Genomic DNA, 13,507 nt, shown 5'->3' on the forward strand with positions numbered 1-13,507 from the left:
CACCGGATCAGGCGAGGCGCGCGCTGCGCTGCGCGTCGCGGCGGCGCGACCGCAGCGCCTGGCCGACCGCACCGAAGCCCAGGATCATCAGCGCCCAGGTGCCGGGCTCGGGCACGCTGCCGATCGGGGCGTTGTTGATCGTGATCCCCGCGAAGGCGAGGCCCGACTGATAGGCGTCGTCGTTGACGTTGGTGACGCCGAGGCGGAGCTGGTACGATCCCGCCGTGGCGATCGAATAGTTCGAGCCGATCCAGCCGGTATAGCCGCAGCCCGACGAGAAGCAGCGGCCGGTCGAGTCACCCAGCGCGGACCAGGCCGGCGCGCCGGCGACGATCGCGGAGCTGCTCGGCGTCAGCACCGAATCGTTGGCGGGGAGGCCGAAGCCGGGGCTGGTGTTGCCGTTGGGCGTGGTGCGCGCGGTGAACAGCCAGGCGGCGTGCGCGCCGTCCTTGAGCAGCTCGGCGAAGGAATAATCGGTGTATTGGCCGCTGCCGTCGCTGGTGACGTAGTTGAAGTAGAAATTGAGCGCGTCGCCCGCCGCGGCGGTGAACGCGCTGGTGACGAGCTGCGACCCGTTCGTGCCCAGCGTGCCGATCCGGCCGGCGCCGTCGACGCCGTTGACGGTGGAGACATATTGGTACGACGGGCCATAGGCCGGCGGCGCGGTGACCACGCCGTTGGGCGCGGCGGTGCCGCAGGTGCCCGTGCAGGTGTCGGCCGCGGCGGGCATGGCGTAGGACGCGACGGCGAGTGCCGCCGCGCAGGCGAATGACTTCAGCATATGATTCCCTCCCACTCTTCGCTTGCGTGACGCGGCCCGTCCGGCGCGTTCCGGCGCGGGCACCGGCGTCGCGCCGCCCCGCTGCGGTCGCGCCACCTCTCGTCGCGTCGATTTGTACCATCGCGCGGGGGTGGGTTGGTAACGGCAACATTTACAATGTTGCGCAACTGTAAGGAATGGAACGGGTGTCGGCGCGGCCGCGCCACCGCGCGCGGCCGGGCGACCTCGGGGCGGGGATGCCGCTCCACCGCCACCCTTCGATCGAGCGAAAGGATGCTCCCATGGCCTGGTTCAGGAAAGACCCGCCCGCCGTCGCGGCGGCGCGGCCGGCGCTGGCGCGCGCGGGCGTCGCGGTGGGGCTGCCGCCCGCCGCCTGGCCGCAGGGCTATGAGGCGCAGGTGCGCGCCGCCTATCTCGGCAACGCCATCGCGCAGCGCGCGGTGCGGCTCGTCGCCGAGAGCGTCGCCAGCGCGCCGCTCGACTGCCCCGATCCCGCGCTGCGCGCGCTCGTCGCCGCGCCCGGGCTGCTTGAGACGGTGGCGGCGCAGCTGCTGCTCCACGGCAACGCCTTCGTCCAGCCGCTGCGCGACGGCGAGGGAACGCCCGCCGCGCTCTACCCGCTGCGCCCCGAGCGGGTCAGCGTCGAGCCCGATGCGGACGGCTGGCCCGCCGCTTATGTCTATCGCGTCGCCGCGCGGGCCGCCCGGCTCGCGCCCGAGGCGGTGATCCACCTGCGCCGCTACCACCCGCTCGACGATCATTACGGGCTGGGCTGCCTCGCCGCGGCCGCCCCCGCGGTGGCGATCCACAATGCCGCGGCGAGCTGGAGCAAGGCGCTGCTCGACAATGCGGCGCGGCCCTCGGGCGCGCTGGTCTATGACGCGCGTGACGGCGCCACGCTGTCGCCCGACCAGTTCCGCCGGCTGCGCGACGAGATGGACGCGGGCTTCGCGGGCGCGAGCAACGCGGGCCGGCCGCTGCTGCTGGAGGGCGGGCTGACGTGGCAGCCGCTCAGCCTCACCCCCGCCGACATGGACTTCGCGGGCACCAAGGCCGCGGCGGCGCGCGAGATCGCGCTCGCCTTCGGGGTGCCGCCGATGCTGCTCGGGCTGCCGGGGGATTCGACCCACGCCAATTACGCCGAGGCCAATCGCGCGCTGTGGCGGCTCACCGTGCTGCCACTCGCCGAGGCGATCCTGGGCGGGCTGCGCGCGGGGCTGGCGCGCTGGTGCGGCGACGCGGTGCTGCGCGTCGACCTCGATCGCGTCCCCGCGCTGGCGGAGGATCGCGAGCGGTTGTGGCGGATGGTCGCCGCCGCCGACTTCATCACCGCGGAGGAGAAGCGCGTCATGGTGGACTGGCAATGACCGCGCCGCGCGACGCGGGCGAGAGCAGCGCCGCGGTGCTGGCGCAGCTGCTCGCGCAGCTCGCCGCGGAGGGCGCGGACCCCGCGACGCTGCGCGCGGTGGCGGAGCAGGCGGGCGAGCTGGGCGCGACGCGCGCGCTGACCCGGCTGGGGCTGGCGGACGCCGGCGCGGCGGGCGACGTCGCCGCGCTGCGCGAGCTGCTGCAGAGCTGGCGCGCGGCCAAGCGCTCGATGTGGCGCGCGCTGCTGGGCTGGGTGACGCGGACGCTGGGGGCGCTGCTGCTGCTCGGGTTGGCGATGCGGCTGGGGGTGGACCTCGGCGGGGACGGCAAGTGAGCGGCGGGCTGGGCTGCGGCGGCTATGCCGCGCTGTGGGACCGGGTCGACCGCGCCGGCGACGTGCTGCGCGCGGGCGTGTTCGACCCGGTCCGGCCGGTGCCGCTGCTGTGCCAGCATCGCGGCGGCGCGGTGGGCGTGCTGCGCCTGATCGCGGCGGACGCGCGCGGGCTGCTGGTGGAGGCGCGGGTCGACGACGCCGCGGTGGCGCGCGCGGTGCGGGGCGGCGCGCTGCCGGGCTTCTCGGTGGCGTATCGCGCGCGCCGCGTGCGCCAGGGCGCGCACCGCGCGATCGTCGCGGCCGAGCTGGTCGAGGTCAGCCTGGTGGCGGTGCCGATGCAGCCCGGGGCGCTGGTCGACTGGTGGGCGGACGAGCCGCCGGTGTCGACGGTCGATCAGGAGGTTCACGCGAAGACGCGAGGACGCGAAGCGGGCGCGCTCCGGGAACGGGTGCTGGCGCCGGATCGCGCCGGGCTGGATCGTGTTCCGGTGGACGCCGGAGCACATCGCTTGTTCGAGGACATGAACCGCAGCGCGAAGATGCGACGATGGCCACGCGCGGGCGCCGAGCGTCACGGCGCGTAGCGCCAGCAGGATGCTCGCGCGGAGGCGCGGAGGCGCGGAGGGTCACGGCGGCAACCGTCGCGCGCCCGCACCGCGGTGACACGAGGGAGCGCTGCCGCGCTCGACCCCTCTCCGCGCCTCCGCGCCTCCGCGTGAACAACCCTTCTTCTTCGCGTCGTCGCGTCTTCGCGTGAACCTTCCTCCACGCGGCGCGCGAGCGCGGCCCCGGCTGCCCCCCCCCTCACCCTTTCACCGAAGGAGACCGACCATGACCGACACCGTCGACGCGCGCCCGCTGCTGGAGGGCGCGCGGCCCGAGCGCGACGCCGGCTTCGCGCGCTACATCCGCAGCGGCGCCACGCTGGAGACCAAGGCCTTCACCGGCACCACCGGCGAGGGGGGCGGGGTGGCGATCCCGACCCAGCTCGACGACAGGATCGACGCGCAGCTCGTCGGCCTCAGCCCGATCCGTGCCATCGCCAACGTGGTGCAGGTCGGCAGCGCGGGCTATCGCAAGCTGATCACCAGCGGCGGCACGCCGTCCGGCTGGGCGGGGGAGACCGACCCGCGCCCCGTCACCGCGACGCCGACCTTCCACGAGCTGGTCCCGCCCGGGGGCGAGCTCTACGCCAATCCGAGCGCGAGCCAGGCGATGCTCGACGACGCGCTGTTCGACGCGGAGGCGTGGCTCGCCGCCGAGATCGCGACCGAGTTCGCCAAGGCCGAGGGCGCGGCCTTCGTCGACGGCAGCGGGGAGGGGCGGCCGCGCGGCTTCCTGCGCGCGCCGCTCGGTGCCGCGCCCGACGGGCGGCGCGCGTTCGGGACGCTGCAATATCTGCCCAGCGGCGCGGCGGGCGATTTCGCGGGGGATCCGGCGGAGCGGCTGATCGATCTGGTCCAGGCGCTGCGCGCGCCCTATCGCCAGGGGGCGTGCTTCGTGATGAACGCGGCCACCGCGGCGCGGGTGCGCAAGGTGAAGACGCGCGACGGCCAGTTCCTGTGGCAGCCCGGGCTGGCGGCGGCGCAGCCCGCCACCCTGCTCGGCTATCCGGTGGTGGAGGCGGAGGACATGCCCGACGTCGCGCCTGACAGCCCCGCGCTGGCGTTCGGCAACTTCCGGCTGGGCTATCTGATCGCGGATCGCGGCGAGACCGCGGTGCTGCGCGACCCGTACAGCAACAAGCCGTTCGTCACCTTCTACGCGACCCGCCGCGTCGCGGGCTGCGTCGCTGACAGCGATGCGATCAAGCTGCTGAAGTTCGCGGAGAAGTGAGGGGCTAGATCCTCCCCGCAAGGGGGGTGGCAGGCCGCAGGCCTGACGGAGGGGTGGCGCCGGTAGTGAGGTTATGGGCCCGCACCGATGGCGACACCCCTCCGTCGCGCTACGCGCGCCACCTCCCCTTGCAGGGGAGGATCGGCCGCATGGCGGACGCCCCGCCCAACAAACATCAGGAGACCCGTCATGCCGATCCTCAGCGGCGCGCCCGGCGCGGTGGCGCTGGGCGCCGCCGACCGCGCCGCCGCGCTCGCCGCGCTGCGTGCCGAGCTGCGCGCCGCCGCCACCGACGACGACGCGCTCGCCGTCGCGCTGATCGAGACCGCGCTCGGCGCCGCCGAGCTGTTCCTCGGCGAGGTCCTGATCGTGCGCGCGCTGGTCGTCGCGGTGCCGGGCGCGGCGCGTTGGCAGCCGCTGCCCGCGCGCCCGGTGCGCCAGCTGCTCGCCCCCGCCGACGCCGCGGTCGCGCTCGACATCGACGGCGACGCCACCGGCTGGGTCCGCACCGCGCGCGCCGCCGAGCTGACCGTCACCGCCGGGACCGCCGCCGATTGGGGCGCGCTGCCGCCCGCGCTGCGCCACGGTGTGGTGTTGCTCGCGGCCTATCTGTTCGCCGACCGCGGCGCCGCCGCGCCGCTGCCCGCCGCGGTGAGCGCGCTGTGGCGACCGCATCGCGCGCTGCGGCTGCTCGCCGGAGCGCATGCGTGAGCGCCGCGGTGGAGCGGATCGCGGCGCGCCGGGTCGACCGGGTCCGCGCACGCGTGGCGGCGCGGCTGGCGGCGCTGCTGCCCGGCGCGCGGGTCGAGCCGGTGGCGGAGGGCGTGGCGGTGAGCGCGCGCGGGCTGGTGCGCCGCTGGCTCGCCGACCCGCGGCTTGGCTGGTGGCGCCCGTGAGCGCGGCGGAGAGCGCCAACGCGGCGCTGCGCGCGGCCGCGCTGGCGGCGCTGCGCGACATCGGCGTGACGCGCGTGTTCGACGGTCCGCCGCCGCGCGCGGCGGTCCCCTACGCACTGCTGCGCGAGCTGGCGGCGACCGACTGGGGCAGCAAGACGCACGACGGGCGCGAGCTGCGGCTCGGCGTGACGATCCGCGACGAGGGCGAGAGCGGCGCGCGCGCCGAGCGGCTGGCCGCGGCGGCGGAGGCGGCGCTGCTCGCGCTGCCCGCGGCGGCGGGGGCGTGGCAGGTGGTGAGCGTCGCGCCGGTGCGGCTCGCGCTGGTGGCGGAGGCGCCGGCGCGCTGGAGCGCGCTGGTCGACGTCCGCGTGCGGATGCTGCGGTCGGGGTGACGCCGTGACCGAGATCCTCCCAGTGCCGGAGAGGATTTTGTCACCCCACCTCGAACCACCAGGTCGACAGCGCGCGCGGCCCGCCCGGCGGCGCCCCCTTTCCACCCTCATCAACCAGGAGAACCGACATGGCAGCGGAGAGAGGCAGCGCGTTCCTGCTCAAGGTCGCGGACGGCGGCGGCGGTTACCGTACCGTCGCGGGGCTGCGCACCACCCAGCTCAGCGTCAACGGCGAGGCGGTCGCCATCACCAACAAGGACTCGGGCGGGTGGCGCGAACTGCTCTCGGGCGCGGGCGTGCGCTCGGTCAGCGTCGCCGCCGCGGGGATCTTCACCGGCTCCGCCGCCGAGGCGCGCCTGCGCGCCAGCGCGCTCGCCGGGACGCTCGACGATTATCGGCTCACCTTCGAGAGCGGCGAGGCGATGCAAGGGCGCTTCCTCGTCACCAAGCTCGACTACGCCGGCGATTACAACGGCGAGCGCAGCTATACGCTGGCGCTGGAGAGCTCGGGCGCGGTGGTGGCGGCATGAGCGCTGCCGCGCACTCCGCGCCCGCCCATCCCGCGCCCGCCAATCCTGCGCGGGGCGAGGCGGCGATCCGCGTCGCGGGCGAGACCCTGGTGCTGCGCCCCAGCTTCGCCGCGCTGGTCGCCGCCGAGCAGGAGCTGGGGCCGCTGTTCGCGCTGGTCGAGCGCGCCGCGGCGGGGCAGCTCGCGCTCGCCGAGCTGGCGGCGCTGTTCTGGCATTGCCGCCACGACGCGCCGCCGGCGCTGACGCGCGACGCGCTCGGCGAGGCGCTGGTCGCGGGCGGGCTCGCCGCCGCCACCCCCGCGCTCCACGCGCTGCTCCGCCAGGTGCTGGCGGGGCGATGAGCGCCGCGCCCCCGCCCGCCGTGCCCGAGGCGGCGTGCTTCGCCGCCGCCGCGACGCGGCTCGCCGGACTGGCCACGCTCGCGCTGGGATGGCGGCCCGACGACTTCTGGCGCGCCACCCCCGCCGAGCTGGCCGCGCTGGGTGCGGCGCTCGCCCCCGGCGACGCCCCGCCCCCCGATGCGGCGCTGCGCCGCCGCCTGCAGGAGATGTTCCCCGATGGATGAGGAGATCGAGCGGCTGGTGATCGGCGTGCGCGCCGACACCGCGGGCTTCGCGCGCGACGTCGAGACGATGCGCGGCCAGATCGAAGGGCCGCTCGCCACGGGCGCGACCCGCGCCGCGCGCGGGCTGGAACAGGCGCTGGGCGAGGCGGTACGCCGCGGCAAGATCGGCTTCGACGAGCTGCGCGGCGTCGCGCTCTCGGCGATGGACGCGGTAGCGCGCGCGGCGCTGCGCGACGGCGTGCGCAGCGTCGTGGGCGGCGGCGTCGCGGGCGGGATGCTCACCGCTCTGCTCGGCGGGCTGCTCGGCCTGTCGGGGCACCGGCACGCGCACGCGTCGGGCGGCCGCGGCGCGGACGCGGGGGCGCCGCCGCGCTGGCCGGGGCCGGGCGGCGCTCTCCCCGGTGCGGACGGCAGCGACGGCGGCAACGGCGCGCGGGGCGTGGGTGCGCGCGGCGCGCTCCATCTCGCCATCTCGGTCCATGCCGCGGCGGGCGAGGCGCCGCGCGCGCTGGAACGGTCCGCGCGGCAGGTGGCGCGCGCGGTCCGCGCCGCGCTGGAGGAGGCCGAGTGATGCCCTTCTGGCTCGCGCGCGGCCGCGACGAACAGGAGGCCGACGTGCTCACGCGCTTCGACCCGCGCTTCTGGACGGTCAACTTCCCGCGCCCGATGATGGCGGCGGCGACCAACCCCGCGCCCGACGTGCTGCGCGTCGACGCGGTGTTCTATCGCCGCGACGATCTCGCCGGGATCATCTGGGAGAGCGTCGACCGCCACGATCATCCGCTGCTCGGCTATGACACCGCGCGCGACTATCGCGGCTGCACCCTGTCGTTCCGCTGGCGCTCGGCCGGGGTGCGCGCGCTCGACCAGGTCGACGGGCCGACGCTGACGATCGAGGGGCGCGACGCCGCGGGCCGCGCGCGCGCCTGGTACGTGCGGCTGTGGAACTATGCCGCGGGCGCGCCCGAGGATGCCGCGGTGACGCTCGACTTCGCCGCGCTCGACGGCGGCTTCGCGCTGCCGGGCGAGCGCGACCCGGTCTGGGCGGGCGACGTCGACCGGCTGTTCGTGTCGCTCGTCGCGCCCGGCTATGATCGCGGCACGGGCGCGCTCGACGCCCCCGCCGAGGGCTGGGCCGAGCTGAGCGCGATCCGCGTCGACGGGGTGGGCGCGGTGCTGGCGATCGGCGACGTGATGCTGCCCGCGCACGACCTGCGCGTCGCGAGCGGGTATGACGACCATTACCACCTCACCCCGGCGCGGCTGCTGCGCAACGCGCTCCAGCTCGGCTATCGCGGCGCGATCGACCATTTTGTCGGGATGAGCCATTATTTCCGGCTCGAGGCGGTGGCGGCGGGCGAGCGGACGCGCTGGCTGGTGAGCCGCCGCGGCGGCACGCTCAACGCCCCCTGCGCGGCGTGGCACGCCGATCTGGCGCGGCGCGCGGCGCGGCTCGGCTATGACCTGATCTGGTCGGTGTCGTTCGAGCTGCTCGACCAGCATTGCTGGGACGATTGGAAGCAGCGCGCCGCCGACGACAGCCCGGCGTTGACCGGCTGGGATCCGCCCTCCACCCTGCTGTCGCCGACGCATGCGGGGGCGATGGACTATCTCCAGGCGGTGGCGCGCGCCTTCGTCGCGATCGGCGCGGGCGCGGGGCTGGTGCCGCGCTTCCAGGTCGGCGAGCCGTGGTGGTGGATCACCGCCGACGCGCGCCCGTGCCTGTACGACGCGAGCGCGCGCGCCGCGCTCCAGCCGGTCGCGATCGCGTCGCTGCGCGCCGTCCCCGCCGCGGATCAGCGCGCGACGCTCGACCGCGCCGCGGCGGCGCTGGCGCGCGCCACCGCCGCGCTGGTGGCGGCGGTGCGCGGCGACTGGCCCGCGTGCGTCACCTATCTGCTGGTCTATCTGCCGACCGTGCTCGATCCCGCGATGCCGGGGGCGCGGCGGCTCAACCTCCCGGCGGACTGGGCGGCGCCCGCGTTCGACGTGCTCCAGCTCGAGGATTACGCCTGGGTCACCGCGGGCGACACCGCGGCGAGCGCGCACGGCGTCGCGCTGGCCACCGCGCTGCTCGGCTATCCGCCCGCGCGGCAGGAATATCTGGCGGGCTTCGTGCGCGACGCCGCGGCGCGCGCGGGCTGGGGCGCGATCGTCGCCGCGGCGGGCGCGGCGGCGCGGCGCGGGGTGGCGGCGCGCTATCTCTGGGCGCTGCCGCAGCTGCTGCGCGACGGGCTGGTCTATTGGCAGGGGGAGGATGCGGTGGAGGCGTTCGACGACGTGCTGTTCCCGCTCGCGCTCGGGCGCGAGGCGGAGGTGGTGCCGGGCTTCTCCACCGCGGTGACGGTGAGCGCGGGCGGGCACGAGACGCGCTGCGTCGAATGGGCCGAGGCGCGCACGCGCTACGACGTCGGCCCGGGGGTGCGCAGCGAGGCCGATATCGCGGCGCTGCTCGCCTTCTTCCGCGCGCGCCAGGGACCGGCGCGCGGCTTCCGGCTGCGCGACCCGTTCGACTGGCAGGCGCGCGACGTCCCGATCGGCACCGGCGACGGCGCGACGCGGACCTTCGCGCTGGTGACGCGCTATGACGCGGCGACGCGCCGGATCACGCGCCCGGTGGCGGGGACGCTGCGCCTGCGCGTCGCGGGCGTGGAGCGCGCGACCTTCGCGCTCGGGCCGCTCGGGCTGGTGACGTTCGACGAGGCGCCCGCCGCGGGCGCGGCGGTGACCGCGTCCTTCGACTTCGACGTGCCGGTGCGCTTCGCCGAGGACCGGCTCAGCGTCGCGCGCGCCACCTATCTGGCGGGCAGCGCGGCGAGCGTGCCGCTGGTGGAGCTGCGCGAGGCATGAGCGACCGGGTGATCGCGCTGGCGCTGTGCTGGCGGCTCGAGCGGCGCGACGGGGTGACGCTGGCGCTGACGTCGCACGACCGCGACCTGGTGGTGGTGCCGCCGGAGGGCGACCTCGCCGACGCGCTGGTGTATCGCGCCGCGCCGGGGCTGACGCCCTCGGCGGTGACGCTGGGGGAAGGGCTCGACGCCGATACGATGGAGGCCAGCGGCGCGCTCACCGCCGCCGCGATCGCGGCGCGCGACCTCGCCGACGGACGCTGGGACGGCGCGCGGCTGGTGTGCCTCGCGGTCGACTGGAGCGATCCCGCCGCACCCGCGCGGCTGCTGGGCAGCGGGCGGATCGGGGCGGTGAGCGTGCGCGAGCATGATTTCACCGCCGAGTGGCTCGGCGAGCAGGCGCGGCTCGACCGGCCCGCGGTGGAGACGACCTCGCCGACCTGCCGCGCCGCGCTGGGCGACGCGCGCTGCCGCGTGATGATGGCGGGGCGGCGGCGCTACGCGCGCGTGGTCGCGAGCGCGGGGGAGGTGGTGACGCTGGACATGGCCGAGCCCGAGTCGGGCGCTTATGGCGGCGGCACGCTGCGCTGGTGCGACGGCGCCGCCGCGGGGTCGCGCGTCGCGCTGCTGGCCTCGGCGGGCGCGACCGTGACGCTGGCCGAGCCGCCGCCGCACCCGGTGGCGGCGGGGACGCTGGTGGAGCTGGTGGAGGGCTGCGACAAGCGGCTCGCCACCTGCGCGCGGCGCTTCGGCAATGCGGTGAACTTCCGCGGCGAGCCGTTCGTGCCGGGCACCGACCTGCTGACGCGCTACCCGGCCGGATGAGCGCGGGCGCGGCGCCGGGGGCGCGGCTGGTCGCTGGCGCGCGCGCGGTCGTGGGGGCGCGGTTCCGCGCGCAGGGGCGCGACCCCGCGCTGGGGCTCGACTGCGTCGGGGTGGTGGCGGTGGCGGCGGCGCGCGCGGGAGCGCCCTTGGCCTTGCCGGGCGCGTACCGGCTGCGCTGCGGCGAGATGCCGCGGCCGGTGCTGCCGCCGGGCTGGCGCGGCTGCGACGGCGCGCGACCCGGCGACGTGCTGCTGCTGCGCGTGTCGGCGGCACAGCTCCACCTGGCGGTGCGCAGCGAGCGCGGCATCATCCACGCCGACGCCGCGGCGGGGCGCGTGGTGGAACGCCCCGGCGCCGCGCCCTGGCCGCTGCTCGCGGCGTGGCGGTGGGACGGGTGAGCGCCGTTGGGGGCGCTCGCTGCGCGTCGGTGGCGTGGCCCGAGCTGGATGGCCGCGGCGGCCACACTCGTCGTCCCGGCCCCTTCGACGCCGCCTGCGGCGTGGCTCAGGACAGGCTTGCGCCGGGATCCATGGGTCCGGACTCAAAAGCGGCTGGCGGCTGGCTGGTCTCAGCTGTCGCCGATCCGCAAGCGGATTATCCACCGCCATGACGGACAGCCCCTCACCGTCATCCCGGCCTCGAGCCGGGATCCATACCTCCGCGAGCGCAACGCCGGTGTTCCTCGCGGCACCATGGATCCCGGGTCGAGCCCGGGATGACGGTGGGGCGAGCGGCGAGCCTGTGTTCCACCCATTTTGAACCAGCGGAGTGCTCCTGCGGACGCAGGAGCACGGGGTCATGCGGGGTGGATCAGACTCCAGCGCGACCTTGGAACCTTTGGGTCCGGATGCGCAACCGGGGCGACCGCCTAGGCCGCCCCCGACGTGCTTTCCCCGCCCTCGCTCCCACAAGCACCGGAGGCAGTCATGGCCACGCTCGTCCTCTCCACCCTGGGCCGCGCGGTTGGCGGGCCGATCGGGCGCGCGATCGGCGGCGTGATCGGGCATCAGATCGACCGCGCGCTCTTCGCCCCGCGCCGCCGCGCCGGGCCGCGGCTGTCGGACCTGCGCGTGCCCGACGCCTCCTATGCCGCGCCGCTGCCGCTGCTGTTCGGCACCACGCGCGTCGGCGGCACGGTCATCTGGTCGACCGAGCCGGTCGCGACGCACCATCGCGCGCACGGCAAGGCGGGCGGCGCGGGCGAGAGCTATGCGGTCTCTTTCGCGGTGGCGCTGTCGGCGCGCGCGATCGTCGATGTCGCGCGGATCTGGGCCGACGGGCAGCTGCTCCGCGGCGCCGCGGGCGACTGGAAATGTGCCACCGGCTTCCGCCTCCACCGCGGCGCCGAGGACCAGCCGCCCGACCCGCTGATCGCCGCGCTCGAGCGCGACGCGCCCGCCTTTCGCGGCATCGCCTACGCGGTGTTCGAGCAGCTGCCGCTCGCCCCGTTCGGCCATCGCCTGCCCGCGCTGTCGTTCGAGGTGATCGCGGACGCGGCGCCGGTGCGCGTCGGCGACGTCGCGCGCGCGATCGGCGCGGGTGCGATCGTCGGCGCCGGCCCGGACGCCACCGTCGACGGTTATGCCGCCGCGGGCGACAGCGTCGCGGGCGCGCTCCAGCCGCTGGCGGCACTGTGCGGCGGCTGGTTCGTCGCGGTGCCCGGCGGAGTCGCGCTGGCGGACCGCTGCGGCGCGGCGCGCGTGATCGACGATCCGGTCGCGCGCACCGCGCTGCGCCGCCCGATCGAGACCGTGCCGCGCGTGGTGACGGTGGCGCATTACGACCCCGCGCGCGACCATCAGCTCGGCGCGCAGCGCGCGCGGCGCGAGGGCGCGGGCTGGCGCGAGGACATGATGGAACTGCCCGCGGTGCTGGGCGCCGGGCGCGCCGCGACGCTGGCGCGCGACACGTTGCGCCGCGCCGTCGCCGCGCGCGTCACGCGCACCGTGACGTGCGACGCGCGCGCGCTCGACGTGCGCCCGGGCGACGCGGTGCGGCTCGCGGACGAGGCGGCGGCGTGGCGCGTCGCGCGCACGCGCTTCGAACGCCACGCGGTGACGCTGGAGCTGGCCGCGCTCGACCGCGCGCCCGCGGTCGCGGCGGCGGGCGACGCGGGGGCGGCGCGGCGCGCGCCCGACCTGCCGCCGGGCACGACCGCGATCGTCGTGGCGGAGCTGCCGCCGCTCGACGACGCGCCGCCCGCGGGCGCGACCGTGACCTTGTTCGCCGCGGGCAGCGCACCGGGCTGGCGGCGGGCCGCGCTGCTGCTGAGCCGCGACGAGGGCGCCTCGTGGGACGACGTCGGCGACAGCGCGCCCGCGGCGACGATGGGGGTGCTGGTCGCGCCGCTGGCGCACGCGCCCGCGACGCTGGTGGATCGCGGCGGCGCGATCGAGCTGCTGCTCGCACATGACGCGATGACGCTCGAATCCTGTCCGCCGCGCGCGCTGGATCGCGGCGCGAACCTGGCGCTGCTCGGCGACGAGCTGATCCAGTTCGCGCAGGCGGTGCAACTCGCGCCCTGTCGCTGGCGGCTGACGCGGCTGGCGCGCGCGCGGCGCGGCAGCGCGGCGGCGGCGCATGCCGCGGGAACGCGCTTCGTGCTGGTCGAGCGCGCGCGGGCGGTGACGCTGGCGCTGCCGGGCGCGCGGGTCGGCGAGGCGGTGCGCGTGCTCGCGGCGGCGGCGGGCGACGCCGCACCGGTGGCCGCGCGCGTGACGCTCGACGGCGCCTCGCTCGCGCCGCCCGCGCCGGTGCATCTGCGCGCCAGCGCCACGCCGGACGGCGGCACCTCGCTGCGGTGGACGCGGCGCAGCCGCTACGGCTGGGACTGGGACGCGGGCGTCGCGCCAGTGCCGCTGGGCGAGGAGCGGGAGATCTATCGCGTGGCGCTCGATGACGCGCGCACGGTGACGGTGACGGTGCCGCGGCTGCTGCTGCCGCCGGGCCATGACGTGCGCCGCGTGGCGGTTCGGCAACAGGGCACGTTCGCGCTGTCGCGCGCGGCGGAGCTGGCGCTGTGACAGCGCCTGCCGGGCGCGCGGCGGCGACGCGGACGCGCTCGCGCCGTCGCTTTAGCGCCGGGCGCGCGGCGATCGGGCTGGGCGCGCCGGTCGCCCGCGGCGGCCGGG

At 76.7% G+C, this 13,507-nt stretch carries 16 protein-coding genes; 15 read left to right on the forward strand and 1 reads right to left on the reverse strand.

Annotated elements, in window-relative coordinates; genetic code table 11:
- Positions 1-7: 7 nt before the first annotated feature.
- The gene (locus EV292_RS13920; protein ID WP_132909842.1) at positions 8-781 is read right to left on the reverse strand and encodes an NF038132 family protein; all 774 of its coding nucleotides are present in this window, start codon (positions 779-781) and stop codon (positions 8-10) included.
- A 281-nt stretch (positions 782-1,062) separates the two neighbouring features.
- Between EV292_RS13920 and EV292_RS13925 the strand changes: the two genes are divergently transcribed.
- The 15 genes from EV292_RS13925 to EV292_RS13990 all read left to right on the forward strand — a co-directional run bounded on the left by EV292_RS13925 (position 1,063) and on the right by EV292_RS13990 (position 13,399).
- Positions 1,063-2,148: a phage portal protein gene (locus EV292_RS13925; protein WP_132909843.1), complete on the forward strand. Its 1,086-nt coding sequence runs from the start codon at positions 1,063-1,065 to the stop codon at positions 2,146-2,148.
- A complete protein-coding gene (locus EV292_RS13930) occupies positions 2,145-2,483 on the forward strand; it encodes a DUF6127 family protein (protein WP_132909844.1) in 339 nt (112 codons plus the stop codon). Before EV292_RS13925 ends, EV292_RS13930 begins: the two co-directional genes overlap by 4 nt.
- Positions 2,480-3,067: an HK97 family phage prohead protease gene (locus EV292_RS23455; RefSeq protein ID WP_347812595.1), complete on the forward strand. Its 588-nt coding sequence runs from the start codon at positions 2,480-2,482 to the stop codon at positions 3,065-3,067. The genes EV292_RS13930 and EV292_RS23455 overlap by 4 nt, the downstream gene beginning before the upstream one ends.
- A gap of 247 nt (positions 3,068-3,314) precedes the next feature.
- A complete protein-coding gene (locus EV292_RS13940; RefSeq protein ID WP_132909845.1) occupies positions 3,315-4,319 on the forward strand; it encodes a phage major capsid protein in 1,005 nt (334 codons plus the stop codon).
- A 189-nt stretch (positions 4,320-4,508) separates the two neighbouring features.
- The gene (locus tag EV292_RS13945) at positions 4,509-5,030 is read left to right on the forward strand and encodes a phage gp6-like head-tail connector protein (RefSeq protein WP_132909846.1); all 522 of its coding nucleotides are present in this window, start codon (positions 4,509-4,511) and stop codon (positions 5,028-5,030) included.
- Positions 5,027-5,215 (forward strand): hypothetical protein, encoded by a 189-nt coding sequence (locus tag EV292_RS22680; RefSeq protein ID WP_165927116.1) that lies wholly within the window; start codon positions 5,027-5,029, stop codon positions 5,213-5,215. Before EV292_RS13945 ends, EV292_RS22680 begins: the two co-directional genes overlap by 4 nt.
- Positions 5,203-5,607: a DUF3168 domain-containing protein gene (locus tag EV292_RS13950; RefSeq protein ID WP_243693778.1), complete on the forward strand. Its 405-nt coding sequence runs from the start codon at positions 5,203-5,205 to the stop codon at positions 5,605-5,607. The genes EV292_RS22680 and EV292_RS13950 overlap by 13 nt, the downstream gene beginning before the upstream one ends.
- A 128-nt stretch (positions 5,608-5,735) precedes the next feature.
- Positions 5,736-6,137: a phage major tail protein, TP901-1 family gene (locus tag EV292_RS13955; RefSeq protein WP_132909847.1), complete on the forward strand. Its 402-nt coding sequence runs from the start codon at positions 5,736-5,738 to the stop codon at positions 6,135-6,137.
- A complete protein-coding gene (locus EV292_RS13960; protein WP_132909848.1) occupies positions 6,134-6,478 on the forward strand; it encodes a GTA-gp10 family protein in 345 nt (114 codons plus the stop codon). The genes EV292_RS13955 and EV292_RS13960 overlap by 4 nt, the downstream gene beginning before the upstream one ends.
- Positions 6,475-6,702: a phage tail assembly chaperone gene (locus EV292_RS13965; protein WP_132909849.1), complete on the forward strand. Its 228-nt coding sequence runs from the start codon at positions 6,475-6,477 to the stop codon at positions 6,700-6,702. The genes EV292_RS13960 and EV292_RS13965 overlap by 4 nt, the downstream gene beginning before the upstream one ends.
- Positions 6,695-7,273: a tail tape measure protein gene (locus EV292_RS13970; RefSeq protein WP_132909850.1), complete on the forward strand. Its 579-nt coding sequence runs from the start codon at positions 6,695-6,697 to the stop codon at positions 7,271-7,273. Before EV292_RS13965 ends, EV292_RS13970 begins: the two co-directional genes overlap by 8 nt.
- A complete protein-coding gene (locus tag EV292_RS13975) occupies positions 7,273-9,552 on the forward strand; it encodes a DUF2460 domain-containing protein (RefSeq protein ID WP_132909851.1) in 2,280 nt (759 codons plus the stop codon). Before EV292_RS13970 ends, EV292_RS13975 begins: the two co-directional genes overlap by 1 nt.
- Positions 9,549-10,376, forward strand: a complete 828-nt coding sequence (locus EV292_RS13980) for a DUF2163 domain-containing protein (protein WP_132909852.1) — start codon at positions 9,549-9,551, stop codon at positions 10,374-10,376. Before EV292_RS13975 ends, EV292_RS13980 begins: the two co-directional genes overlap by 4 nt.
- The gene (locus EV292_RS13985) at positions 10,373-10,774 is read left to right on the forward strand and encodes a peptidoglycan endopeptidase (RefSeq protein ID WP_132909853.1); all 402 of its coding nucleotides are present in this window, start codon (positions 10,373-10,375) and stop codon (positions 10,772-10,774) included. Before EV292_RS13980 ends, EV292_RS13985 begins: the two co-directional genes overlap by 4 nt.
- A gap of 528 nt (positions 10,775-11,302) precedes the next feature.
- Positions 11,303-13,399: a phage tail protein gene (locus EV292_RS13990; RefSeq protein ID WP_132909854.1), complete on the forward strand. Its 2,097-nt coding sequence runs from the start codon at positions 11,303-11,305 to the stop codon at positions 13,397-13,399.
- The last annotated feature ends 108 nt before the right edge of the window (positions 13,400-13,507 follow it).

This window comes from Sphingomonas sp. BK235, from assembly GCF_004345855.1.
Taxonomy (GTDB): Bacteria; Pseudomonadota; Alphaproteobacteria; order Sphingomonadales; family Sphingomonadaceae; genus Sphingomonas.

What these genes read in the sequence shown, in the direction of transcription:
- EV292_RS13925 (WP_132909843.1), top strand. Translation starts at nt 1,063, where the DNA reads ATGGCCTGGTTCAGGAAAGACCCGCCCGCCGTCGCGGCGGCGCGGCCG.
- EV292_RS13955 (WP_132909847.1), top strand. Translation starts at nt 5,736, where the DNA reads ATGGCAGCGGAGAGAGGCAGCGCGTTCCTGCTCAAGGTCGCGGACGGC.
- EV292_RS13990 (WP_132909854.1), top strand. Translation starts at nt 11,303, where the DNA reads ATGGCCACGCTCGTCCTCTCCACCCTGGGCCGCGCGGTTGGCGGGCCG.
- EV292_RS13960 (WP_132909848.1), top strand. Translation starts at nt 6,134, where the DNA reads ATGAGCGCTGCCGCGCACTCCGCGCCCGCCCATCCCGCGCCCGCCAAT.
- EV292_RS13975 (WP_132909851.1), top strand. Translation starts at nt 7,273, where the DNA reads ATGCCCTTCTGGCTCGCGCGCGGCCGCGACGAACAGGAGGCCGACGTG.
- EV292_RS13920 (WP_132909842.1), bottom strand. Translation starts at nt 781, where the DNA reads ATGCTGAAGTCATTCGCCTGCGCGGCGGCACTCGCCGTCGCGTCCTAC.
- EV292_RS13985 (WP_132909853.1), top strand. Translation starts at nt 10,373, where the DNA reads ATGAGCGCGGGCGCGGCGCCGGGGGCGCGGCTGGTCGCTGGCGCGCGC.
- EV292_RS13930 (WP_132909844.1), top strand. Translation starts at nt 2,145, where the DNA reads ATGACCGCGCCGCGCGACGCGGGCGAGAGCAGCGCCGCGGTGCTGGCG.
- EV292_RS13940 (WP_132909845.1), top strand. Translation starts at nt 3,315, where the DNA reads ATGACCGACACCGTCGACGCGCGCCCGCTGCTGGAGGGCGCGCGGCCC.
- EV292_RS13970 (WP_132909850.1), top strand. Translation starts at nt 6,695, where the DNA reads ATGGATGAGGAGATCGAGCGGCTGGTGATCGGCGTGCGCGCCGACACC.
- EV292_RS13965 (WP_132909849.1), top strand. Translation starts at nt 6,475, where the DNA reads ATGAGCGCCGCGCCCCCGCCCGCCGTGCCCGAGGCGGCGTGCTTCGCC.
- EV292_RS13945 (WP_132909846.1), top strand. Translation starts at nt 4,509, where the DNA reads ATGCCGATCCTCAGCGGCGCGCCCGGCGCGGTGGCGCTGGGCGCCGCC.
- EV292_RS13980 (WP_132909852.1), top strand. Translation starts at nt 9,549, where the DNA reads ATGAGCGACCGGGTGATCGCGCTGGCGCTGTGCTGGCGGCTCGAGCGG.